Raw genomic sequence first — 24,167 nt, forward strand, 5'->3', positions numbered from 1 at the left:
CGATTAACCGGCTTAGTCGGTGGGGTATAGTCGACGGATTAGCCGCTCCATCGTTAATCCCTGCCCGATAACGGAAAAAAGGACCACGCCATACGTAATTGTCACCAGCAAGTCTTTGTGGGGTAATTCATTTGAGATTGAAAGCGCCATCGCAATGGATAAACCTCCGCGTAAACCACCCCAGGTCAACATGATGGGCGCATTATCGTCAAGGTCAAGCCAGCGTCGAGCTAGGTTGAAGGGGACCCATATGGAAATAAATCTGGAGAGTAGTACCAGCACCACTGTTACAATGCTGATGAGCCAATAGCCCGACTGAAAATCAATAATGAGTAGTTCGAGACCAATCAGCACAAATAACAACGCGTTCAGGATACTATCGATCAACTCCCAAAACTTGTCGATGTACTCTTCCGTCTGGCGACTCATGGCTTCTTCACGGGCGTGGTCACCCACAAACAGACCCGCCACTACCATTGCCAGCGGTCCGGAAATATGCAGTTTCTGCGCCAGTAGATAGCCGCCCATAACCCCGGCTACCGTAATGATTACTTCCGTTTGATAGTGGTTAATGGAGCGCATCAACCAGAACATGCCGTAGCCCAGCGCCAGGCCAAACAATACGCCACCACCCGCTTCTTCCAGAAATAACAAACCAATTTCACCGGCACTAATGCTATCGGCCCCGTTAATAACGATTCGGTAGATTGTAGCAAATACAACAACACCAACACCATCGTTGAACAACGACTCCCCAACGATGTTGAGCTTAACGCTTTCGGGCAGTTTGAACTTGGCGAGAATACCCAGCACGGCAATGGGATCGGTGGGGGAGATCAGGGCGCCAAAAAGCAGACAGAGCGTATAGGGCAAGGCAAAGCCCAGCCAGCCCGCGATCAGGTAGAGCCCGGTGCCCACCAAAGCAGTGCTCAACAGAACGCCTATCAGTGCAAAGAGCATCACCGACCGGCGTTCGATTCGTAGCTGTGTGGCATCGGTATGGAAGGCTCCCGCAAAGAGCAGAAAACTGAGCATTACGTCGAACAGAACACGCCCAAAGTCAATTTCGGTAACGGCTCGGCGCACCAGCCCAAACCAGGCTGGGTGAATGGCGTTTAAACTGATTAGTAGGGCCGAGAAACATAGAGACAGTACCATTATTCCAATAGCATCAGGTAATTTTAGCCAACGCGTATTAAGGTAGGCAAACAGGGCCGCTATGACAATCAGTAAAGTAATCAGCGTAAATAAGTCCATACCGTGGCATAAGAATTGTGCAAGAATACATTAACTTTCCATTAAAACCGCATGGTTTCTATTGCGTATCTCCTTAGCCAATTCCGGTGATGATTGTTAATGACCCCAAAATTCCACGGAAGAATCGTCCTGATCCGCTTACCCGCTTCAGTTCAATGATCCGTGAACGTTTTAGTCTGGAAGAAGATAAGGCGGACGAAACGGGTATCATCCAGTCGATCAGCAAAGGCACTGAATTTAAGAGAGTTAATCTGTGGACACTCATCTTTGCTATTTTCATTGCGTCTATTGGCCTCAATGTTAATTCTACAGCCGTCATTATTGGTGCCATGCTCATTTCACCCCTGATGGGGCCAATCATGGGTATTGGTCTGGGCATTGGTATAAACGATTTGACGATGATTCAGCAGGCGTTAAAGAATCTTAGCATTGCTGTTTTTATTAGTTTATTGACATCGACCGTTTACTTTTTCATTAGTCCCCTTCACATTGCTCAGTCCGAATTGCTGGCCCGCACCTCGCCAACCGTCTGGGATGCCTTTATCGCTTTCTTTGGTGGGTTGGCGGGCATTGTGGCCGGTTCGCGCCGGGATAAGGTTACGAATGTTATTCCGGGTGTGGCCATTGCTACGGCCCTGATGCCGCCCCTTTGCACGGCTGGCTACGGGCTGGCGACAGGAAATCTGTACTACTTTGCTGGAGCGTTTTACCTGTTTCTCATCAATAGCATCTGTATCAGTCTGGCTACGTTCCTAATTGTCCGGTTTCTGAGTTATCACTAGAAAGAATACCCAACGTCGGATGTCGAACGGCGGGTCCGGAATACGATCTGGCTGTCCTGATTGTGGTCGTTCCCAGTAGTTACCTTGGCTATCAGATTGTTCGCAAAACGATTTTTGAGCAAAATGCGAAGCGCTTTGTTACAACTGAGTGTAATTTCCAATATCGGCAGGTTATTAACTACGCGGCCCGGTTTAATCGCCGACAAAGTACGCTGGAACTCTCGCTGGTGGGCGAACCGCTACCCAAGGATTCGATCAATCTGTTACGTACCAAAATGCCCGTATATGGTTTGGGCCACGCTAACCTGGTGGTCAAACAGGGGAATTTTAAAGATACAGAAATCGACGTTAACGCGCTGAAAACGACGCTGGCCGACCAGGTTATTCAGTACAGCCAGGCAACTATTGCTCGTAAAGACCATACCATCGATTCGTTACGTCGGTACATCGACCTGACTCAAACATCACGTCTGCCAGTGGCTGATTTACGGAACGAACTCAAAATTCTCATGCCTGATGTACAGACGTTTACAGCCGCCCGGTCGCTGGTGATGAATGCAGGTAGTAACAAACCCGATACGGTCATGCTGGTATATGCCAAATTTTCCCGTCGCCATACGGCAGGCGAAAAGCACCGGATCGCACGCTGGCTGCAAAGTCGGACGAAAAGCAAACGAATAAAGCTGTTGGTCGAATAAAGTTGTTGTCGTCAGGTAGTTCGCGCCGTCTAGTTAAGTAAACGGGGAATATCGACTATCCAGAGGAGGAATAATGTCAGCACGAACAATATACCCATAAAGATCATCAACCAGTCTGGCTTTTGGGGCGGCTCGTCTCTATTGAAGGGATTATTTCTGTTCCGGTATGCCTTCGTTTCAGCGGGGCCGGGTGGAAAAAAAGGCGTGTATGGGTGAAGTACAGTCGTGAAAGACATGGTATCGTTACGTTTGCTTAACAAGTATGTAAGTCCTCGTAAATATGCCCCGTGCTGCTTAGGATTCGCTGATAAACTCCTTAGAATCTGCTTAGAGAGGTTGCCTCATCGGGGTAACTCGACGTGAAAAACCGTTGGCTGGCCAGCCAGGGATGTCACGCCAACCTGTCCGCCATGCAGCCGGATAATTCGTTCGACAAGCGATAAACCTACCCCATACCCTCGTACGTCGGCCGTTTGTCGGCTGCGATAAAAGGGTTCAAAAATATAAGGCAGGTCAGCCGTTGGAATGGGTTGCCCGGTATTCTGAATCTGAATGTGTACTACGTCCTGACCAAAATCTACCTGAATCCGAGCCTGCCCATTATCTGAAAATTTACAGGCGTTTTCCGTCAGATTTTTAAGCGCTGTTTCCAGCAGGGTTTTATTCCCCTGTACCGTCAGTTGATCAGGATCTTCGGGCAAGGCGCCGAGTTCAACGTTTACAACGTACCGTGGATTGCTATTGGTAACCTGCTCCCGAATATCCCACACAATTTCATCCATCCGTACTGCATCGGTCATCAAGCCGATTGCATCATCCTGATTAACCCTGGAGAGTTGCAGCAATTCGTGTGTGAGCGTGGTAAGTTCTTCTACGTCATCCAGCACCGAACGAATTGTCTGTTGATAGGCTTCCGGCTCGCGCTGATTCAGGAGGCTTACTTCCAGTTGTGAGCTGATCTGGGTAAGCGGGTTTTTCAGTTCGTGCGATACGTTAGCCACAAACATACGCTGTAATTGGAAGGACTCGGTAACCCGGTCCAGCAAGCGATTGATGGTGATCGACAGTCGGCTGATCTCGTCATCTTCGCGACTTACAACGAGCCGTTCATCCCGATTTCTGGGGAAAATCTCACCAACCGTCTGATCAATCTGTTGCATCGGTCGAAGTGCATCGCCCGCAAAAAACCAGCCCGAGAAAGCCGTAATGCCCGCAATAAGACAAAAAAGACCCGTTAGCGCCCAGAGAAGCCGCCGTAAGAACTCATCCCCATACGTATTTTCGGCACTAGCCACCACCACAAACTGACCCGAAGCGGTCATGAACCGAATCCCTGACAGGTAATAACCTTTTTGCTGGAAATCCTTTCGTTTATTTTGTCGGATACTAGCCAGTACTGATTCAGGAATGGTTAACATCAGAGATTCGTTCGTGCAAAGGATGATCGAATCCCGGTTATCAAATACGATGATGTTCTGGTTTGGCAACTGGTCTTTCCGAATTCGGCTCAATTGCCGGATAAGTTGTGCATCCAGCCGATGTCGAATCAGCATATCCCCAGTCGTACTCGCTTTTCGATCCAGCCGCCGGTAAAAGTCCGACGAAATAAAGTACCAGCAGAAGGCATAGATACACACAAACGCCAGCAGTAAAATACTGGATACCAAGCCTGTAAAGCGTAACGTGAGACGTTTGCGAATGGTCATGATTTTGGAGAAGGAGGGGAGAAAGGGATAAAGCAATCGTGTAATGGAACCTGTTTGCCTCCTTTCGTCCCTTCTTCTTTTCTCCTTTCTATTCTTCTTTAAACATATACCCCATGCCAAAATGAGTGTGAATTAGTTTATTGGGGAAATTCTTGTCAATTTTTTTGCGGAGGTAGTTGATGTAAACTTCCACTACGTTGGTGCCCGTATCGAAGTTCAGATCCCAGACGTGTTCAGCAATAGACGGTTTCGACAGGACCCGCCCCTGGTTACGCATCAGAAATTCCAGGAGGGCAAACTCACGGGCGGTCAACTCAATTGATTGGTCATCGCGCGTAACCGTTTTGGTATCCAGATTCATTTCGACCCCGCCATACCGTAACGTTTGAGCCGTCATGGCTACGTTGGTCCCGCGTTTGGTCAGGGCTCGTACCCGTGCCAGTAGTTCGGCAAACTGAAATGGTTTGGTCAGATACTGATCAGCCCCCGCATCGAACCCGGCAATCTTGTCGTCGGTTTCGCCTAGGGCGGTCAGCATTAGGATGGGTGTAGTAATTCCTTCGGCTCGTAGCTGGCGACAGAGTTCATAGCCATTCAGGCCTGGCAAAATCAGGTCGGTGATAATGGCCGCATAATTATTTTTCAGCGCAAGCCGTCTGGCAATTACCCCATCATAGGCAATGTCAACTTCGAACTGGCTTTCTTCCAGACCCTGCTGGATCGCCTGAAGGGTTTTAGGCTCATCTTCGACCACCAGAAGTTTCATAGTGAAAATTAATTGGGTTGTGAGTCTGGACTGAGTGGTTAAAGCCGACCAAATAGGAACGGGTATTCCGCTAGTCTGTAGAGTAAACGAGTTTGCCAGGTTCGTGTTCTAAGTAAATTCTAAGTTCTTATTAAGGTCATCCTTATGATTGACCCCTTCTTTGCTCCAATTGAGCGGTGAATAGGCGCTTCATTCATGACATTGACCCGTATCCTGCTTTCTCACTGACAGGGTACGGTCAATAGTCGTGAAAAAAAAGCGATTCATTGCGTTCACAAATAAACCCAAATAGCATGGTGACCTACTTAATTATAGCCAGTGCGATTATTGGCATTGGGATTCTGAGTTATTATACGAGTGCCTGGTTTGGCGTTAAAGCCTCGAATACTGGCAAAATTCCGCCCTATTATGAGAACCTGCTTCGGCAGTTGCAGCATAAAAAGAAGGCGCGCAACGAAGAGGTGTCAGAAGAAAATGAATCTGTCTACAAGTGATTCAGGTATTCGTTACCCTACATTCCGCAATCCGATCAGGCTTCAATCAGGGCGTCATTCATCCGTTGTAATATTGTTTCTACGTCCTGCTGCCTGGCCAGTCGATACCGGGCATTGGATTGACCCGCCCCCACTCTGATGGTGTAAGACCAGTTGGGTAATTGCCGAAACATATCCTCATCGGTGGTATCGTCGCCAATACTGACAATAAAATCATAGGGCTTCTGGTCAAAAATAAGCATAGCTACCGTTCCTTTACTGTGCTGAGCAGCCTTCACTTCAACGATTTTATGCCCCTGAATGACGGATAGGGGTATGGAAAACAAAGTTTTACGCAATTGATTCGCCAGTTCGGTCGCCTGTCCTTCAATATCCTCCGCTTCCGCCATCCGGTAGTGCCAGACAAGAGCTGTCTCCTTTTCCTCAATAAATGATCCTGGAAAGTGCTCGACGAAGCTAGTCATCGTTGAGCGAACCGAATGGACCCAGTCATCACCGGATAAATCAAGTCGCTCCCAGGGTTGGTCTGGTTTTTTGAGAAAAGCACCGTGTTCAGCCACTAAATGGACGGGAATATCGACGAATGTTTTTTCCAGAAATGACCGATTGCGGCCACTAATGACCACTATATCACTACGTTCGGCTAACTGCCGTAACGTATTTTTCAGCGATTTTGAAGGTCGCGCGTCGGCCGGATTATTGACGATAGGGGCTAACGTACCGTCGAAATCAAGTAACAGCAGCCGCTTGCGTGCCTCATCAAATGTGTCGACAAATGCCTGAATGGGCAGATCAGTTTCTATATGCAGTTGTGCGGTCATACGGTCGTTAAAAGCAGTTAAAAAATCGTGACTCCAGCGAAAGACATTGTGGTTTTGCAGATGCTTTCGCAAGTACATCATCCGGCGTTCCTGCTCATCAGCTGGCATTGTCAAGCCCTGCCGGATAGCATCGGCCACCTCCTGTGTATCGGTTGGGTTGATGATCAGTGCATCCCGCAGTTCCTGAGCCGCTCCGGCCAGTTCGCTTAAAATCAAAACTCCTTTTTGATCCTGACGACTGGCGACAAATTCCTTGCAAACCAGGTTCATGCCGTCCCGAATTGGTGTAATCAGAGCAATATCACAGACGGTATACAGCGCCATGAGCTCGGTGAAGTTCAGGGACGTATAGGAATACACGATAGGACGCCAGCCGATGGTGCCGAACCGGCCATTGATCCGTCCAACCGTTTCTTCAATCTCCCGTTTGAGTTCCTGATACTGACCGATTTTATCCCGCGATGGCACCACCGTCATTACGAAGGTTACCTTGTTGTGCCAGTCAGGATTTTGGGTTAAAAACCATTCAAACCCCTGTAACCGATAGATGATCCCCTTCGTATAATCGAGCCGGTCAACCGAAAAAATGATTTTGTTGTGTCGAAGCAGATTCTGGTACTCGTGCCGGGTGTCGACCACAGCAGCCTCCTGACCACTGGAGTTAAATTTATGAAAGTCGATGCTGATCGGGAAGTTGTTCACAACCACAGAGCGGTCGGGTAAAACAATCCGTTGCTCAATGATGGGTAAATCCAGTACGTCCGAAACGCTTTGCAAAAAATGATGTACGTAGTCGGTGGTGTGAAAACCGACCACATCGGCGCCTATAATTCCGTTGATCAACTTATGACGCCAGGTACGGGGCAGTAGTTTAATGATCTCATAGGTCGGGAACGGGATGTGGAAAAAGTAACCGATTGTCGCATCCGGAACGGCCTGGCGGACCAGATCGGGTAACAGCATTAACTGGAAATCATGAATCCAGACTAAATCGCCCGGTTCGATCAGGGCGGTTAGTTCTTCCAGAAAGCGGGTATTGGCCTGTTGATAGCTTTGAAAATCAGTTTCTTTGAAGGAGGCATAGGACGGGAAATAATGAAACAGGGGCCAGATTAGATCATTGCTGAATCCTTCATAAAAACCCTTGTGTACAGCCTCATCCATAAAAACCGGGTGCGCCACAAACGTATCATTTTCCAGAGCGGATACGTTGACCTGCTGCAAGGACGTATCGGCATGCCCTATCCAGTGAATTTTTCTGGCTGTATTTTCCTGCGTCTGTCCCATCTGTTCCGCCATCGAAAGCACAGCGGAAACTAAACCACCCGAATTCTGGTGGAGCTTGGGGCCTTCATTCGTCTGTTGAATTGAAAAGGGTAATCGATAGGAAACAATAAGTAATCGTTTAAACGAGGATTTAAACGTTTTCATGATGTTGATGCGTTACTGAACGCCCAGTGTATTCCTGCAAACTACGCGTCAATGGCTTAGAAGAGGCTTAAACAAAACTTAGAAACTCCTTAGAAGCTCAGGCGAATTGTTGGGTTTCCGTCGGTCGGCCAAATAACTCACGCAACACGGATGAAAAGTGATCGTCGTATAAATAATCCTCCCGATACGTTTTAATGGAGAGCTTATTGGGCTGGTAATCAGAGCAATAATTGTCATATCGTTCGTCAGTTGAATCGGGCTCGAACTTGCCTTTCGGCTGAGGATTTTGGGTAGACATACTCCCGACAAACGATTTGTTCGACAGTTCGTGCTCGACCAGTAGACAGTGGTGATTGCCTGTCAGGGCTGTTAACTGATTCGTATAGGTCCGGATATCAGTTAAAATGTCTTCAGAATCAGGAAGGGCATAAATGGCCTGTAGCCGGAGCGCATCGACATGGAAATCCCGGAACCACATCAGTGCATTTTCGACAAGATATCGACGCCCGGCTTCTTCATGCCCATCACTGTTTACGTTTGACTCAAACTGACCCGCCTTTTGTTTACCCGAGCGATAGGCCTTTAACCGGTCATTCTGCCGGCTGATCTTCCCATAGTTTACATCCAGAATAACGGCGATCCCTTCAAAATGACAGGCATTGATCAGACGTTGCAATTGATGAGGACCGCCGTAGTTGGCTTGTGTGGCATAGAGGAACAGCTCGTTAGGCGACCCTGGAAAGGATGAAACGGTCTTTATAAGTAACGCATTGATGCCCAGGGTTTTCAGTTCTCCCAGTTTTTTGACAACGGCGTCAAAAGTCTCTTCAGGGCTGAACGTACTCATATCGAGTTCATAGATAACGTATTCATCCAAGGGTGGGCTGACCCAGCAGGAATCTTCCCAGTAGAATTTGTTTATATCTACGGCCTGAGAAGGGCCATATGGGCCCTGCGGTTGGACAAGCGATGCCGGATCAGCGCATATCTTCTCCTCGTCGAGTATAAATGTGTATGTATCCCCGGGTTTAAGCTGATCGGTTTCCAGATGCCAGTATCCTGATCCATCGTTTGTTAAGGGAATGGATATAGACCGGTCGCTGATGGAGAGTTCTACCTTTTTGGCAAGCGGATTCCACAGCGTAATGTCTGCCTGGTGTTCAGTAGAAAAGGTAACGCCAAACGTTCGACTCTTTATATCGGGTTGATTTTTCATAAGTTGATGCAATAAACAGATACTACTATAGATCAATTCTGTAGGGTAATTTATCTGAGTAGACTCGTCGGTTTGATAAACCTGGTTTAACCCAAAATACGCTGAACCTGCTTAGAATAGGCTTAAGCAGTTATTAGAAAGTCCTTAGAGAATGAAGAGTTACCTAAGAAAGTCCATTTGATCGATTGCTGTTATGGCTTAGCTACTCGATGGGCTACCAAATAGACAGAACCAATTATGCCAGAATTCCTTCGACGTTTTCATAGTGGGCAATATCCTTCATGGAATTTGATGTGTGTTGTCCTATAAATAAACCGAGGTTTTTCTGAACGGTTTTGGCCATTGTTTACGACAAGTTCAATTAATGTTGATAGTGGACTTTTATTTGGACAATAACAGATAAACTGATTTATACAAATCGACCAATATGAGTTACATTTCAAAGTCCGCTTTTAGTTGACGATGTACAGGTTTGCTAATCGAATGAATTATAAACCTTCCTGCTGCCAGAGTCGACGTTCAATTGGAAATGGCTCCTGATGCAGAACCCGGATTTGGCCAAAAGCTACATGGGCCGGATGAATCAGATAATTGTAGGACATCGGCACTACCACCGAAGGCACAGCCGCCACTAACGTAGTGGGCTCATTTAGCCAATCACCTAAAATCCATTGGGTACGTTCGTAACTCTCCTCATTCCAGTAAGCCGGCAAGTCATTCATCGACCAAGTGGTTAACGAGTCATCGGGTAGCTCTAAGGTAAACAAAACTAGCTTGGGCAGCTTTTCGTACTTGACCCGAGGTTGGTGTACTAACGATTCGACTAAGGCCAGAGCAGGGGAGGAGGTAGTATACAGGAGGGGGTACCCCTTTGGATTCCACCGGCCCCCAAACAGCCGAGCCCCTTCGGTAGCCAAGGGTTCATGGATGTACTTTGCTTTAACGGTTCGGTAAACGGTTAACATCAACAGAGCAGGATAACTATCCGACAATACCATGCTCGATGCGACCCAGCACATCATCCACCAGGCCAAACCCAGTCGTTGTGTCTAGGAGCGACAAGGGGGATTGGGTATTGAGTTCACGAATGGGGGAACGCAGCCATTCAGCCAGTGTCTGAGCGTCCTCATCGAAGACATCCAGTCCATGTTTTAATAGATTGGTTAGTAACAGCAATCGCTCGGACGCATCTTGGGCCAGTTTATCGTCGGCTTTGAGCCGGTGAAGGTTGCGAACCGACATGTTCAGAATGCGGGCCAGTTCAACATCGGTCAATCCGGCTAACTGGGCTACCTGATCGGCTTCTGAACGAAGCATGCCCTGCCGGGATTTATCAATGACGGTGTAGGGGGTGTATACCGTCGTTTGTGGAGGAAGTGTTGCGAATGCCATAGGAAGCAGTGCCTTTTTTCATTACTACAACTGCAATATGCCAAGAGTCGTTCAATTTTACAACTTATAGCTACTAATGTAGTGCGCAAAAGGATTTTGGTTCAGTCATAATCCGACGTTTTCGTGGACGATTTTTCTTTAGCTTCAAATTGGGTATAGCTCGCTAGTTCATAGTAAGTTAGGCTGTTCAGAAAAGTAGAACTGCGGCCGTTAGTTGAACGATTTCGAGTAGGGGAGCGGTATAGTCGTTAGTAAACAGTTTTAATGACTGTCAACTCTGTCTTATCCTGAAATCGAATGATTGTCCTGGGTATTCGATGGTACCCGCACAATCATTCGATTTCAGGACGGGTCATTGGTTTCGTAGTTCAACCAAACGGTAAATCGTCTGAACTTGATACATACGGACAGGGTGACGCTGTTAAATGACTTGTTTGAGGAATAAGCGGATTACTTGTTATACTCCACACAGCTATGTCAGCTCAGGTAATGCAACTACTCAGGTCAATCCCACACAAGGCCTGTTCGAAAAATGTAAAAATTAGCCAAAAGTTGTAGGTTTGATTTGTGAACCGACGCATACGCCCCGACGATCTCCTTAGCTCCCCGTATAAGGAACTGATTCATACCCTGGCCACCAGTTGGGTGCGGTCTGCCCTTCCCGCTCATGGACTTACGTATGGAGACTTCACCCGAGCCATTGCCACCCTGCTACTGACGACCCAAAACCCGGAGCGGACAACGACCCTGGTGCGGGCTGTTCTCAATCAGGCTATCTCGCTGAAAAAAACGGCAGCTTGGGTAGATCGTGAACTTAAGTTTGAGGGCATGATCGAAGGGGCCGACCGAATGGATTTCCTGCGCTTTGAACTTAGCCAGGCTCCTGAAGTCGATGATACCCTGCTTGATACGTATAATGAACGTGTAAACCGATTTACTAACTACGGGTAACAGGTTCTTTTACCAGTGGATTTATTGATTTAAGAAAGATAGATTAGCTCGGAAAGGCCATAAGACGCTTGAAATCAGCCACACTTACTCAACAAAGCTTCGTTTGCTGGTGGCGTTTGGGGTTGGGAAATCAGGCGGGATAGGAATGTCGACTTTGCCGGTAGCGGCCCACTGAGCGCCCCGTTGCAGGCAGGTGATAAACCCAACGCATTCAACCGAATAATCGACATGGCCCAGGGGTGTGTGAAAAATCCGGCCTTTCCCGTAGTTGATGGTCATCAGCATAGGCTCGTTACGGTCGGTGCCTCTGTTCTCCTTCGACGAGAAAGCCGTTGCCAGTACGGTCATGTTCTCTGCGGGCCCGCGTAGCCGGTCGTACATTTCGTCTTTGGTGTGCATCCAGGTTAGCGGCATGCCTTTCGTAATGGGGTGGTTAGTTTCCCGAACCGTTATCAGAAACTCATTCTGTGCGCCGTGTGAGCCGGCTCGTCCGGGTTGAGTGTCTTTGACTAATTTTCCTTCGTTGTCGTAATACACAAAAGGCCCATCTTTTTCGCTACGGTCGCCCCAGCCACCGAGGCCGATCATTTTGTTGTAGGCAGGCCACATGGGAAACGAGTTGTCGGCCGCATGAACGACAACCAAACCGCCCCCTTTTTTCATGAAGTTTTCAAAATCTGCCTGCGTTTCGTCGGACCAGGGCGCGGCATTCCAGCCAAAATTGCACACGACGAGGTCGTACTTCGAGAAATCGGGGTGAAAACTGGAGTCCGCTCTGGCTTTCGGTAGGGCTTTGGTGGTCTGAACTCCTGGTATTTTATATTTTTCGATCAGCTCATCCCCGTTCCAGGTATAATACGATCGTTTTACATCAACCGAAAATTTACCCGTTTCTTCGAGATACCGCTTCATCATAAACGTAATCTTGGGCCATTGTTCGTGGTTATTCTGCCCATCCACGATGAGCGTCCGGATGACGTTAGCCTTACCTTTTTGTGGGCTCTGAGCACAAACAGAATAGCCGGTAACGACGATCAGTAAGACAAGTACGTATAGCGATTTCATAAACGAATGATTGACGATAAGGAGTAATAGCAGCTTTTGGTGCGCAGCCGTGAGCTTGCATACCGGAGCAATTGGTATCAAAAACACGTAATGAATTGAATCTACTTGAACGGCCTTATGCCATTGCTCTACACCAATTGTGTAAATGTGTATAGGCTTTCCTCATTAAATGCGTATGTGAGTTATGACCTTAAGGTCGGGAAATAGGCGAGGGGCCTGCCATACAACTGGTACGGCCCGGCGCGACTGTAGTAATGCTTCGTTAACTCTAGTCTTTATTCCCCTCCAACTGCTTTAGCTTATTTTTCGCTTCTTCATAACCCGGATAAATCGTAAGTGCTTTTTTGTAGTACGTTATAGCATCTGCTTTTCGGTTCAATGCCAGGTAAATATTCCCCATTGTTACCTGCACTAAATCACGAGTAGGAAATTCTGATGCATTATGTTCCCCAATGATTCGGGCATCTTCATATCTTTTTAATGTTAATAATTGATCTGCAAGAAAATTCATAGATATCCAGTCAATCGAATAATGCGCTGAATCTGCTTTCATTCGCTTGTATTCCTGGATAGCTTTTAACGCTCCTTGTTCGGCTATCAGTTTCTCTACAACTTTATGAACAGGTTGTTTCAGGCGAACGGGTTTATTATATAACACTTTGGCCAAATTGCCCGTAATGCCAAAAAAATCAGTAGGCGAACTATTGCAAAGAATAACTATTAAACTGTTTGTAGAAGGTATGCGAACGACGAACGATAGAAAACCTTCGGTCATCCCTAAATGAAAGTTTGAGGATACACTATCTGTAGGTGTATATTTAAAATATTTGTTGAACCAGCCATACCCATACTGAGCCGGTCTGATTCCCGGCGTAAACATTTCTTCGGTGAGTTGTTTATTGAGTAAAGTGTTGTTACTAAGAGCTGTATGAAATTTAAAAATGTCGTCAACTGTAGAATATAAATCGCCTGTTCCCATTGTGTTTGATTGGTCCCGAAAATCCAGGCTGGTGTAGCCTCCAAAACTATAATCATAGCCCGTAGCTCGCTTGTTGACGATTTGTGTATGGAAATAAGAGCCTGAGCTATTCATGCCAATTTTATCGAAAATATCTTCTCTCATTAATTGTGAATAGGATTTGCCCGTGACTCTTTCCATGATATATCCCAGCGTAAAATAGCCCCAGCTGCTATAAGCATATTTTGTGCCCGGTTCAAACGCCAAAGAGGAATCCATATACACTTTTATGTAGTCTTCTCTGGTAAAATTCTGGCGACTGATCCTCGGAAAAAAATCGTTTATTATGTCGTAATTCGGCATACCGGATGTGTGTTTTAACAGTTGCCTGATAGTAACGTTTGCTGCGGGTTTATTCGAAAATTCAGGCAGATAATCCGAAATAGTTTTGTCGGGATTAATTAACCCTTTCTGAACCTGAATAAGCATTAACGTAGCTGTAAACGGCTTTGAGACAGAGCCAATCATAAATTTGGTATCGGTAGCGTTAGGAATGTTCCATTCTCTGTTGGCCAATCCGAAAGCAGCTTTGTAAATAATTTTGCCGTTCTCCGCAACTAAAACACTTCCGTCGAACATGTTGTAGTTGTGGTACGCTTTCATGATAGTATTTAATTTTCCCTGCTTATTCTGCGAAACGCCTGAATGCAGAATGAAGATAAACAGGCTTAAGAAAAGTAGATAGGATTTCATATAGCACAGATCAAAAGACGAGTAGATTAGTTTATGGACTATACTTCAGAATCTCTCTCAAAAACGCCCTTGAGTTTGGGCAGCCGGTCGTATTATGATCTGGCTTCATCCGGGTTCATCTCCGGCTGTGTAGGGAATCCAACTGGCTAACGGATGCTGTTTCTGATTCGGCTTAAGTGGCGGGGTGTGATGCCAAGCATGAACGCCAAATGCTGCAATGGTATTTGTTGTAGCAGATGGGGCTCCTTTTGTAAGAGTTTAGCATACCGCTGTTCGGCCGTAAGGACAATCAAATCATGTCGGCTTTCATCAATGCCGCAAATGGATTGCTCCAAAAGGGCGATGTAGAAATCTTTAAAAGCAGGCAGGGTATCAATCAGACTTCTGAGACTTGATTTGCTGATCATAAATACCGTTCCGCTCGTCAACGCTCTTACATTTTCAAGGGCGGGCTTTTCGCTGACAAAACTCGTTACCGAGGCCAGCCACGTGTTGGGTACCGAAACATAACTCGTTATCTCGACACCCTCTTTAACGACAAAATACTGGAATATACCCTGTTCAACCAGACCAAGGTACTTGCTTGTTCGACCTTCCGTTACGACTAAATCATTTTTTTCAAAGGTCTGTCGCTGGAACGATCGCACCACTTTATCCAGATCGTCACCAGAAAAACCGATGTGTTCAAAATACGTCTGCAATGTCTCCATACGATCATCGAGCGTTTAGGTTATCCGGAATATCAGGCGGGTTTCAATTGTGCTGATTTACGAAGTTAGCGGAAGGTTTTGCATGAATGCAATCTAACAAAATCAGCGGGAAGTGTCACTGCAAGAGGCTATGTTCAATGCCTCAGGCCGTGAGAAGGGCACAATACGTGAATATGGTATGACCGGTCTTAGTTTTACCAAGGATATATAACCATTAGCAAAACGAGTGGAATGGCCCGGCTAACCTACAAGAACGTTAATCCGGTACCAAATTCCACAACCGTAACTTTGAGAACAAATAGCAACGCTCGAACCTAACTGGTGCGGCTTTTTGTGCTGCCTGTTGGCTTACTCACAAAACGGCCAATTACGAGGAGTGGAATACCAAGCATGAGCCAGGAAAGGGTATCCCAGCCATCGTTGCCCACCAACGCTGAAATGAGTCCAGCCAGACTGCTGATGCCCAATAGAATAGGCATTGTCCAGATGTGCCAGAATTGTTTATTCACGGTATTCGCTCTCCTGAGTATTTAAGGTCAATATTTCTCCGTCTTCCAGTTGGCTACCGGTTTTCGGCATTTTGGTTTTGTCCAAACGTGCCATCTGAGCCTTCGTGGCTTTGTTACGCGCAAACCATAAATACAGTCCGCTGCCCAGAACAACAATGGTTATGATGTCGAACAGAGCCCAAATAATTTTAAGCGGCAGTCCACCATAATCGCCAAAGTGCAAAGGTTGCGAAAGAAATACAGCATTGACGTACCACGGCATGCTACGCATATCGGTCAGTTTCCCCTTCTTGGCGTCAATCAGGGCGGGTTTGGCCATCCGTTCGGTAAGGGGTGTACTCCCCTTCATAAAAACGGCGTAGTGATGCTTACTGGAATACAACGTACCCGGATAAGCCACAAACGAGGGTTCCATGTCAGGGGCGGCCTGCCTGGCCACCCGTAGCGCCTGGTCGAGTGGGCTGAGCGTACCACGTAGCGGGGCCGCTTTTTTGTAGGGGGCAATCATCTCAGCGAGTTGGCCTTGCTGCCATATACCCTGCACTACCTCGGCCAAAGTATTGATAACCCCGGTGAAGCCAACTACCGTAGCCCAGACTACGGTTACCACGCCCAGCAGGTTATGTAAATCGAGCCACTTCAGCCGGGTTGACTTTTCGGTACGTATCATGCCAAAATTGAACCGACGCATAATTGGACTGTACAGCATGAGCCCTGAGCCAATGGCAACTACAAACAGAAGCCCCATCAAACCCAGAAACAACTTACCACCTATTCCCATGAACATATCAATATGCAGCTGTAGCATTACGTACATAAAGCCTTCCTGCAATTTGGGTTCTTCCAGTACCTGGGCTGTGCGGTTGTCAAGAATTACCAGCTTATAGTTGTCGGCCGGTGCCGACATTGAGTCAGACAGCGTGAACGTAGTGGTATTAGGCTCATGTTCGTCCCAGTAAACGAAGCGAATAACTTTGTTCGGAAACTGCTGACGAACCGTTTGCGCCAGTCGTTCCTGCGCTAGAACAGGAGTTCCTGCGGGCATGGCTGGAGCCAGTTGAGGCTTGCCTTCCAGTTCGTCAATCTCTTCGTGAAAGATGAGCGGCAAGCCCGTCAGGCAAAGCATGAGCAGAAAAGCCGTACAGATCAGACTTGTCCATTTATGGATTTGAAACCAGATTTTCACTTGTTTGACAGTGCTCATAATGACAGGCAAAAAAGATAAACGACCAGGAGCTTTTCTAAAACTTATACGTAATACTGCCGACAAAGCTCCGCAGTTTCTGCGCGTTCATGGTGGTATAGCCAATCCAGTAGTGCTGGTTGGTCAGATTATCGGCTTTAACCGCAAACCGGAATTTTCGCTGGTCATAAAAGGCTGATGCATTGAGGATGGTATAAGCGGGTAGAATGAATTCGCCCAAGCTTACGCTGTTCTGAATTTTGTTGTCGCTGGCGTAATTACCTCCTATTCCAAAGCCGAGCCCTTTGATCAGGTAATCTGGCAGGCGGTAGCTGAGCCACAAATTTGCCCGCACCGGCGACGATGCCGTGCTTGGCCGGCGCCCGTTGACATCGGCATCGGCATTGGTTAGCTTAGAATCGTTGTAGGAAAAACCCGCCACAGCATTGAAACCTGTAAAAGGATTTGCAATCACATCGACTTCAACCCCACGGCTCAACTGTGTACCATCCTGGGTTTGTGCAAACCGAGCGGCTGCCAGCGGATTGGGGTCAGTACGTAGCAGATTCTTTACCTGGATGTCGTAATAGCTGACAGTTGTGCTAAGGCGTCCCTCGAATGCATTTAATTTTATGCCTGCTTCGAACTGGTTGGCTTGTTCAAGTTTTGCGAAACGCTGGGTCAGGCTGTCAGCCGCTGTCACATCGTAGGCGTTATAGACTCCCTGATTGGTAAAACTGTTCTGGTAATTGGCAAAAAGCGACACCTTATCTTTGATCGGTTGGTAAACCAGCCCCAGTTTGGGCGAAAATGCCGTTTGATTGTAACCAGCCACTTCAGAACCCACAATACCGCCTTTGTTATGGAAATCATCGACCCGTAAAGCCGCCAGTACGCTTAACTGGTCGGTCAGATTCAGTACGTCCGAAACAAAGACACTGTATGTATCCCGAATCCCGGTGAGCGGATATGTGAAATCCGGTGCCTTACTGGCATAAAGAGCCGCCAGAGCTGTCCCGTTAAATTTGCTATAATCGTAATCCGCCGTGATCGGTACCGTGTCGAATGTGCTGCCAAAGAAGTGCTGATTGGCATTTACATGCAGGTAATCGAGACCCACAACGATGCGGTTACGCAGGCTGCCCAGTCGAAAATCGCCGTTGATTAATTGCTGAATTTCGAACACATCATTCGTACTGTTGCGGGTCGATTGATCAGCGCGTACGAGCAGGTTTGTCCCCAGCGTTTTTCCATCCGGAATGATGTAGAAGTAAGGCCCGATTCCGTTGGAGTAACTATGACTCGAACTGATGTTCGTGGATGAGGTGAACCGATCGGAAAGCCGATAATTGACCTGGCCAAACAGGTTCGTACTACGTGACTTCTGCGACAACCCTTCTCCCATGTAGGAGTTCCGGTAATCGACGTTCAACTGGTCGGCCCGGGTAGCGCCCAGCGTATAGCCGGGAACGTAGAAGAAGAAATTCTGCTCAACTACGTTCTCGATTCGATAAATCTCCGCATCGAGTAAAATCGATAGGCGTTCCGTAGGCTTGATGAGCAGACTGGGGGCTATCGCAAAGCTCTTGTTGAAGCCTACGGTCTGAAACGTACCTTCGTGATTATAAGCTGAGTTAAGACGTAATAGAATATTCCGACTTTTGTTGAGGGGCGCATTTACATCCACGCTCACTCGCTGAAAGTCGTAGCTCCCGCCCGAAACGGCTATTTCTCCGCCGAACGTTTCATAGGGTTTTTTGGTCACCCGGTTTACTAAGCCCCCATAAGAGGTTAGGGCACTACCGAACAGGGTCGCTGAAGGGCCTTTGATCACTTCCAGTTTTTCCAGGTTAACGGCATCAATGGTACTGGTAACGTTCCCGGCCAACCCATTACGGAGCTGGCTTTGTACGTAGAAACCACGGGTATTGTAGTAAGCGCCACCATCGCCGGAGCGGCCCGTAGCATTCCACATCTTCTGAATACCAGGGGCATTCCGCATGGCATCATCGACCGTAAAGATGACCTGTTCCGTCAATAGCTCCTTACTAATCGTATTATATACCTGCGGGTTTTCCAGGTTCTTTAACGGCATCTTGGAAACGTAGTCACTCGATGTACGCGAAAACCGGTTTGTGCGGCTGCCATTTACGGTGACCTCATTCAACTGGGCTGCATTTTCCTGTAAAGTAAAATCGACGGTTACGGTCTGTACGTCATTCACCGAGATTGTTTGTTCGGTTGTTTTCAGGCCAATGGCAGATACCTGAATCTGGTAGGTACCCAGTTTAACATGGTTGATCAGAAAATCACCTTTGGCATTGGTAACGGCTCCCTGACCTTTTCCTTTCAAACTGACGGTCACAGCCTCCGCCGGATTTCCGTCCGAAGTTTGTACATGACCCCGAATGCTTGCTGTCTGTTGTGCTAATGCAGGTAACGTGCTTAATAAAAGGAAAAAGATAAGTAGATTTTTCGGTGTATTCATTTGCTCAACTATTTAGACATATTCTAAAGAGCTGCAAATGAACGACAGAATCTGATCAGATAAAAATTATTTTTATTGATTCTAAATAAAAAAAAAGTTTATCTGTGTCTGACGGGAAATCATCATGTGTGTAACTTTACGTGTCTATTCGGGGCTTTAGTCATTACGTACCACTGAAAAGCCTTGTAGATTATATATGTCCTTCGAGCACGCATCGAAGCCGTTGTCATTTACCAGATCGAGCGAAACAATCGAAATCAGGTAGTCGGCAAGCGCCTTGTATACCTCTGAAAAATCAAATCTGACCAGTCCTGACGTAGCAACTCAGGGTGGCTTTGTAGCCGTTTTTTTAAATACAGTTAATTGATTATAAATGAGTTAGAAATTTTTTATGTAGCGGAGCCAGATTGTTGTTTGGTGTTCATGCCAATTGTAATATTACCCCGAAACTTCTTATAACCTGAATTCTCTCCCTCCTCATGATCAATCGTTCACTCATCAGCCAAATCTTATCCGAAAACGATCACATTCAGCAGATGGCTGCTACGCAAGGGCCGGCCAGTCTGCTCAACCGCTATAAGCAGCTCAGTAAGCTGGCTAAACAGCTAAAAAGAATGAGCCCGGATAAACCCAGCGTTTGTCTGGCCTATACTATTTTACTGGTTAGTGCCGACATGGGAGTTGAGCAGCTTGAAGGTAGTTTTACCAGGGCGAAGCGGGATCAGCAGGCCTCTACCAGCTATATCCTTGAGTTTGAGCGCCTGCAATATCAGATCAATCTGGCAGTTTCGATGTTAACGTAACGCCAGTAAAAACGAATTCACTACCGTACTGAAAATCACTGACTTGTGCGATACGTTATCTGCATGCTTGCTACGAGTGAGTCATAGCAATTGTGTGCGCGGTAGGGGATAGGTACGTTTGGCGTGATTGTCGCTCGTTAGAAGTGGTAAATAAACCCCGCTCCGACACCTACGTTTGAGAGATAAGCCGGATCATAAAGCTGAACACCTGGCTTGGAATCGTTGGCCTGTGCGTTCGGGTCCGACGTAGTCGACCGTTCGTATACCCACGATTTTTCGCTTGTTTTCATCGTTGGGAGGCCATCTTTTCCATTCAAGGTATATTTCGTGTAATGGCCTTTCGTGATCGGCAGCGAAAGAATTTGACCGTTTGCTTCAACAAACAGGGAAATACTTTCCGAAATCCGAAACGACAATCCGAAACAGGCTGCGAAACCAACCTTGGGCTTTGATATGTCGGTGGCTTCTGTGCTTAAATGATAATCGGAGTTGTCAATAATGGTTTGAAGATCGAGTTGCTCATAACGCCGGGCATACGTAACAATGGCCAGTCCTAACTTCGTGTAGATCGACAAAAGGTCACCACTGTTGCGAACCACTATAAACGGTTTCAAAATAACCCCCCGCACTCGTGACGATACGCTTCCTGAGGTGCTGTCTGCATCGCTGGAATAGGTTGTTGTGAGCGCGCTTCCCAGCAGTAGCTGAGCATTCAACTCAACACCAAATGTTGGATTGAGCATTTTGCCAACGCCCAGACTTAGGTTAAGACCCTTGCCATATGACCCATACACCCCCTGCGTAAAAGTGCGCTTATTTACAGTCGCAACAGCTTCGTCAATTTTTAGCGAGCTGGCTGGAAAAGCATACGTCGTTTTAAAAATAAGGTACGGCGCTGTTGAGTGCGACTGTGATTGAGCAAGGCCCTGAACGGCTGCGAAAGTTATCAGGAAAACAAGTACGGATAATCGGTAGAAAAAGGCCATAAGCACATCAAATGATTAGTTCTGGAAATATTTGAACACGAAATCCCGACCATTCGTATAGAAAAACTTGTTCATCGCTACCTGTGTCGACAAGCCATAAAGCAACCGCTGCTGATTGTGAATCTCGGTGAAGAGCCGGGCAAAGACGATCATTTTCTCCTGAAATTTCGGCATGTACTCGGCACTGGGAGCCAGTTGTATCGGCTGTATGAAACCGTCGTAATCCGAACCAATGGCAATGTGGTCCCAGGCAGTGGCATCCTCCCGCCCCGAGACCTCAATGACGTGGAAAATATTTCGCAATAAGGGCTCCGACCGATAGTAATCCTCAAACGTAATGGGTGTTCCATCAGCCAGTTTATACGTATCCGTGTTGTAGATATCATTGAACAGACGACGCAGATTTTTCTTGTACCGCCAGCTATAGTTGGGCATGGTAAACCCAAGAATACGCCGATCGAGGTTCAGCCCGATAATGCCATCGCTGTCGTAAATCGCTTTGACCTCCTCATCACAGAAGTTAATACCCCAGGGATAAAACCAGCCCAATGTGTTGTAATTGGCCGTTCCCTGAAACGGGTTAAGCGATTCAGGCGTATTTTTTGGTAAACCACCAAAGTAGATGACCCTGTCCTTCGGTTTAAGTGCCTGTGTGTAAGCCCGCCAGTACTGATCGCGTTCGCCCGCCTGAATTTTATAGAAAGTCGAGCCGAAAATCAGCTCCTCATACGAATCCCGTAACGGATATAAGCCGGTGGCTATTGCGACCGGCCGTTTTTTACCGCTCAGCCCGATGTGGGAGGCAATGATAGGAATCAGTGGTTTGCCCTGTGTTTTTCGGATGGTATTGACACTATCGATATAGTGATAATACTGAAAGCGGGCTTTCAGATCCATGTGTTTGGTATCCAGATAGATCGGCGCCTTAAAATCATGATTGGCATCCAGCAGCCGATGCATTACCTGATAGCCTAAGTCTGTGTCGTATTGATCGGCCGTATAGGGCAGTTTGAACCGTATCTTCTGCCGCCCCATCATAATGACGGTGTCTTTATAAAGGTCCCCGTGTACACACCCAATTATACCTTCTCCGTATTTGGCAAACAGATTTCGCTTCACATCATCCGATAACGTAGCGGCCGTCAGCAATCCGCGCCGAAGACCAGGTTTGTCGAGGCTCTTGGCATTGCCGAACATCTTGTTCCACCCGAAATGGGCCACGGTGATAAAAAAAGTCCGATGGGGCAGGCTGCGCAGCTTAGTAATATTGGAAAAGATTTCCTGTCGGCAGGGCTCACCGCATCCGGCAGCTTTGATGCTATCGATTTTGCTCAGAACGTCATTACCAAACAGTACGTGTCCACCTTCAGCCGTCATCACCATGCCGATGCCACCATCATTGACGATACGTTTCAGGTCAGCATTGTTTTTAGCAAGCAGAATCTTCGTGCCGTTGTGTACCGAGTCCTGATTGATGGCATAATAGTATTCACCCAGAAATTCTTTGAAGGACGAGTTATTCTCAGCAGCCAGCACCTCCTGTCGTTTGATGGGCATGTGGGTTACAAACCGCAGATTAATCCAGCGATCACTTTTAGTAGCCAGCATCACTTTTTCGGGGGGCGTAATGGACATGCATAAAACCGAACCGCCCAGCCCCGTCAGGTTGGCATAATTCGCCTGATCGTAATTCGCCATGTTCGACTCCTTGCCATTACGCTTATTTTTTTCGCTCCTGGTGTAGGGTGTCCAGTTTGACCGGCCATACTTTTTGTTGAGGAGAGCAGGCTGGTCAGCATATTTGATCGTGCTATCGGGACTTTCAACGAGCCGGTAGTAATTTTTGAAAGAGGTATGAATATGAAAATCGGAAAACGGTCCAATCCTGGAAGTGACTTGCTGCCCGCTGGCCATAAAGCTAAGGCAACAGGCTAGTACAAAAAGCGTAAGACCGAACGAGTTTTTACGGCAGCGTTTAGGTATTTGAGCAAGTAGCATCATACTTCTTATAACGAACGTACTGATTTTCAATAGCCGTTGCGAGCAATTTTATGGATTGTAACCGGTTTAAGCTACTCCTGGCCGTGGACGTTGATGTATATACGTAAGGAAGCAAATGTAATGTTAACAAATTGGCTGGCAATACAATAGCCTGCCAATTTCGGAAATGACCATAAAAATTTTGAGCAATTATAACGGATGGAAGTTGGCCAATAGCCTGCAACGGCTACAGTTAGCGCACAAGCTATAATCCGGTTTAAGGCAATGTAGAAGCACCTGCCTGACGGGATACGTAATCCAGTCGGTGACTCATTGGCCAGGCTGACCTGCTTTTTACCGGAAACGCTTTTAACGGCCCATCCAGCCGCCGTCTACGGTCAGAATAGTACCATGAACGTAACGGGATGCATCTGAGCTTAGAAAAACCGCAGGACCTTTAAAATCATCGGGCTCGCCCCAGCGATTTGCTGGAATACGACTGAGAATGGACTGGCTACGTGCCTGATCGGCCCGCAAAGCTTCCGTGTTATCAGTCGAAATATAGCCGGGAGCAATCGCGTTGACATTAACGCCCTGGCCTGCCCATTCATTGGCGAACGCTTTTACAAGACTGCCAATCGCCCCTTTGCTGGCTGCGTAACTGGGTACATTTATGCCGCCCTGAAACGTCAATAAGGAGGCTGTAAAGAGAATTTTACCATTTCCCCGCGCCACCATCTCTTTACCAATCTCACGAGTGAGCAGAAATTGGGCCGTTTGATTGATGGCAATCACTTCATCCCAGTACGCATCAGAATGTTCGGCGGCTGGCTGGCGCAGAATCGTACCGGCGTTGTTTATCAAAATATCAATAACCGGATGCTCTTCCTTTACCTGATGGATGAATGCATACAGCGAGTCCCGTTTGCCAAAGTCAGCCTGGTATGCGAAAAACTGACGACCCTCTGCTTCTACAGATTTGGCTACAGCACTGCCTTCCAGCTCAAGGTTTGCCGATACACCAATCACATCGGCTCCAGCTTCGGCCAGTGCTTCCGCCATCGCTTTTCCAATACCACGTTTGCAGCCGGTGACCAATGCCCGTTTGCCAACCAAAGAGAAAGTTTTTAATACGGAACTCATGTATTTTAAAAGTAAGTCTTAGCGACTGCCTAAAAATCAGTTTTTTAGACAGTCGCTTCATAAAACACTAACCTG

The 24,167-nt window shown here is 47.2% G+C and carries 22 protein-coding genes; 5 read left to right on the top strand and 17 right to left on the bottom strand.

The features are described from left to right. Window positions 1–12: 12 nt before the first annotated feature. Window positions 13–1,257 carry a sodium:proton antiporter gene (locus LN737_RS16260; RefSeq protein WP_405510839.1) on the bottom strand — a complete coding sequence of 415 codons (1,245 nt, stop codon included), beginning with the start codon at window positions 1,255–1,257 and terminating at the stop codon, window positions 13–15. Window positions 1,258–1,346: 89 nt separating this feature from the next. Between LN737_RS16260 and LN737_RS16265 the strand changes: the two genes are divergently transcribed. Together LN737_RS16265 and LN737_RS16270 are read left to right on the top strand one after the other, a co-directional pair. Beyond that, on the top strand, window positions 1,347–2,039 hold the full coding sequence (locus tag LN737_RS16265; protein WP_405510840.1) for a DUF389 domain-containing protein: 693 nt from the start codon (window positions 1,347–1,349) through the stop codon (window positions 2,037–2,039). A 62-nt stretch (window positions 2,040–2,101) separates the two neighbouring features. Beyond that, window positions 2,102–2,737, top strand: coding sequence for a hypothetical protein (locus LN737_RS16270; RefSeq protein ID WP_405510841.1), 636 nt, complete (start codon window positions 2,102–2,104; stop codon window positions 2,735–2,737). Between the two features lie 29 nt (window positions 2,738–2,766). Here LN737_RS16270 and LN737_RS16275 read toward each other — a convergent pair whose 3' ends face one another. From LN737_RS16275 to LN737_RS16285, 3 genes are all read right to left on the bottom strand, one after another. Beyond that, window positions 2,767–2,973 (bottom strand): hypothetical protein, encoded by a 207-nt coding sequence (locus LN737_RS16275; protein WP_405510842.1) that lies wholly within the window; start codon window positions 2,971–2,973, stop codon window positions 2,767–2,769. Between the two features lie 105 nt (window positions 2,974–3,078). Beyond that, window positions 3,079–4,443 carry a HAMP domain-containing sensor histidine kinase gene (locus LN737_RS16280; protein ID WP_405510843.1) on the bottom strand — a complete coding sequence of 455 codons (1,365 nt, stop codon included), beginning with the start codon at window positions 4,441–4,443 and terminating at the stop codon, window positions 3,079–3,081. An 88-nt stretch (window positions 4,444–4,531) separates the two neighbouring features. Then, the gene (locus tag LN737_RS16285; RefSeq protein WP_405510844.1) at window positions 4,532–5,209 is read right to left on the bottom strand and encodes a response regulator transcription factor; all 678 of its coding nucleotides are present in this window, start codon (window positions 5,207–5,209) and stop codon (window positions 4,532–4,534) included. Window positions 5,210–5,502: 293 nt separating this feature from the next. Here LN737_RS16285 and LN737_RS16290 point away from each other — a divergent pair, with 293 nt between their 5' ends. Then, on the top strand, window positions 5,503–5,703 hold the full coding sequence (locus LN737_RS16290) for a hypothetical protein (RefSeq protein ID WP_405510845.1): 201 nt from the start codon (window positions 5,503–5,505) through the stop codon (window positions 5,701–5,703). A 35-nt stretch (window positions 5,704–5,738) separates the two neighbouring features. On the opposite strand, the gene LN737_RS16295 is transcribed toward LN737_RS16290, so the two are convergent. The 4 genes from LN737_RS16295 to LN737_RS16310 all read right to left on the bottom strand — a co-directional run bounded on the left by LN737_RS16295 (window position 5,739) and on the right by LN737_RS16310 (window position 10,563). Then, window positions 5,739–7,955: a bifunctional alpha,alpha-trehalose-phosphate synthase (UDP-forming)/trehalose-phosphatase gene (locus tag LN737_RS16295; RefSeq protein ID WP_405510846.1), complete on the bottom strand. Its 2,217-nt coding sequence runs from the start codon at window positions 7,953–7,955 to the stop codon at window positions 5,739–5,741. A gap of 97 nt (window positions 7,956–8,052) precedes the next feature. Beyond that, entirely contained in the window at window positions 8,053–9,171 is a 1,119-nt protein-coding gene (locus tag LN737_RS16300) for an alpha-amylase family glycosyl hydrolase (protein ID WP_405510847.1), read from the bottom strand. Between the two features lie 488 nt (window positions 9,172–9,659). Continuing rightward, window positions 9,660–10,136: an RES family NAD+ phosphorylase gene (locus LN737_RS16305; protein WP_405510848.1), complete on the bottom strand. Its 477-nt coding sequence runs from the start codon at window positions 10,134–10,136 to the stop codon at window positions 9,660–9,662. Window positions 10,137–10,152: 16 nt separating this feature from the next. Beyond that, window positions 10,153–10,563, bottom strand: coding sequence for an antitoxin Xre/MbcA/ParS toxin-binding domain-containing protein (locus LN737_RS16310; RefSeq protein WP_405510849.1), 411 nt, complete (start codon window positions 10,561–10,563; stop codon window positions 10,153–10,155). A gap of 567 nt (window positions 10,564–11,130) precedes the next feature. Between LN737_RS16310 and LN737_RS16315 the strand changes: the two genes are divergently transcribed. Next, a complete protein-coding gene (locus LN737_RS16315; RefSeq protein ID WP_405510850.1) occupies window positions 11,131–11,514 on the top strand; it encodes a hypothetical protein in 384 nt (127 codons plus the stop codon). 84 nt (window positions 11,515–11,598) lie between these two features. Here LN737_RS16315 and LN737_RS16320 read toward each other — a convergent pair whose 3' ends face one another. From LN737_RS16320 to LN737_RS16345, 6 genes are all read right to left on the bottom strand, one after another. Continuing rightward, window positions 11,599–12,579 (bottom strand): ThuA domain-containing protein, encoded by a 981-nt coding sequence (locus tag LN737_RS16320; protein ID WP_405510851.1) that lies wholly within the window; start codon window positions 12,577–12,579, stop codon window positions 11,599–11,601. 268 nt (window positions 12,580–12,847) lie between these two features. Then, complete coding sequence (locus tag LN737_RS16325) at window positions 12,848–14,290, bottom strand: serine hydrolase (RefSeq protein ID WP_405510852.1); 1,443 nt, start codon at window positions 14,288–14,290, stop codon at window positions 12,848–12,850. 146 nt (window positions 14,291–14,436) lie between these two features. Continuing rightward, window positions 14,437–15,000: a Crp/Fnr family transcriptional regulator gene (locus LN737_RS16330; RefSeq protein WP_405510853.1), complete on the bottom strand. Its 564-nt coding sequence runs from the start codon at window positions 14,998–15,000 to the stop codon at window positions 14,437–14,439. A 314-nt stretch (window positions 15,001–15,314) separates the two neighbouring features. Continuing rightward, window positions 15,315–15,509 (bottom strand): hypothetical protein, encoded by a 195-nt coding sequence (locus LN737_RS16335; RefSeq protein WP_405510854.1) that lies wholly within the window; start codon window positions 15,507–15,509, stop codon window positions 15,315–15,317. Continuing rightward, the gene (locus tag LN737_RS16340) at window positions 15,502–16,713 is read right to left on the bottom strand and encodes a PepSY domain-containing protein (protein ID WP_405510856.1); all 1,212 of its coding nucleotides are present in this window, start codon (window positions 16,711–16,713) and stop codon (window positions 15,502–15,504) included. Before LN737_RS16340 ends, LN737_RS16335 begins: the two co-directional genes overlap by 8 nt. Window positions 16,714–16,750: 37 nt before the next feature. After that, on the bottom strand, window positions 16,751–19,180 hold the full coding sequence (locus tag LN737_RS16345) for a TonB-dependent receptor (RefSeq protein WP_405510858.1): 2,430 nt from the start codon (window positions 19,178–19,180) through the stop codon (window positions 16,751–16,753). A 479-nt stretch (window positions 19,181–19,659) separates the two neighbouring features. Between LN737_RS16345 and LN737_RS16350 the strand changes: the two genes are divergently transcribed. Next, on the top strand, window positions 19,660–19,983 hold the full coding sequence (locus tag LN737_RS16350) for a hypothetical protein (protein ID WP_405510859.1): 324 nt from the start codon (window positions 19,660–19,662) through the stop codon (window positions 19,981–19,983). A 137-nt stretch (window positions 19,984–20,120) separates the two neighbouring features. On the opposite strand, the gene LN737_RS16355 is transcribed toward LN737_RS16350, so the two are convergent. The 3 genes from LN737_RS16355 to LN737_RS16365 form a co-directional block, all read right to left on the bottom strand. Next, window positions 20,121–20,969 carry a hypothetical protein gene (locus tag LN737_RS16355; RefSeq protein WP_405510860.1) on the bottom strand — a complete coding sequence of 283 codons (849 nt, stop codon included), beginning with the start codon at window positions 20,967–20,969 and terminating at the stop codon, window positions 20,121–20,123. A 15-nt stretch (window positions 20,970–20,984) separates the two neighbouring features. Next, window positions 20,985–22,883, bottom strand: a complete 1,899-nt coding sequence (locus LN737_RS16360) for a hypothetical protein (RefSeq protein WP_405510861.1) — start codon at window positions 22,881–22,883, stop codon at window positions 20,985–20,987. 435 nt (window positions 22,884–23,318) lie between these two features. After that, window positions 23,319–24,092, bottom strand: coding sequence for an SDR family NAD(P)-dependent oxidoreductase (locus tag LN737_RS16365; protein ID WP_405510862.1), 774 nt, complete (start codon window positions 24,090–24,092; stop codon window positions 23,319–23,321). Between the last annotated feature and the right edge of the window lie 75 nt (window positions 24,093–24,167).

Source organism: Spirosoma sp. KNUC1025, assembly GCF_045160025.1.
Lineage (GTDB): Bacteria > Bacteroidota > Bacteroidia > Cytophagales > Spirosomataceae > Spirosoma.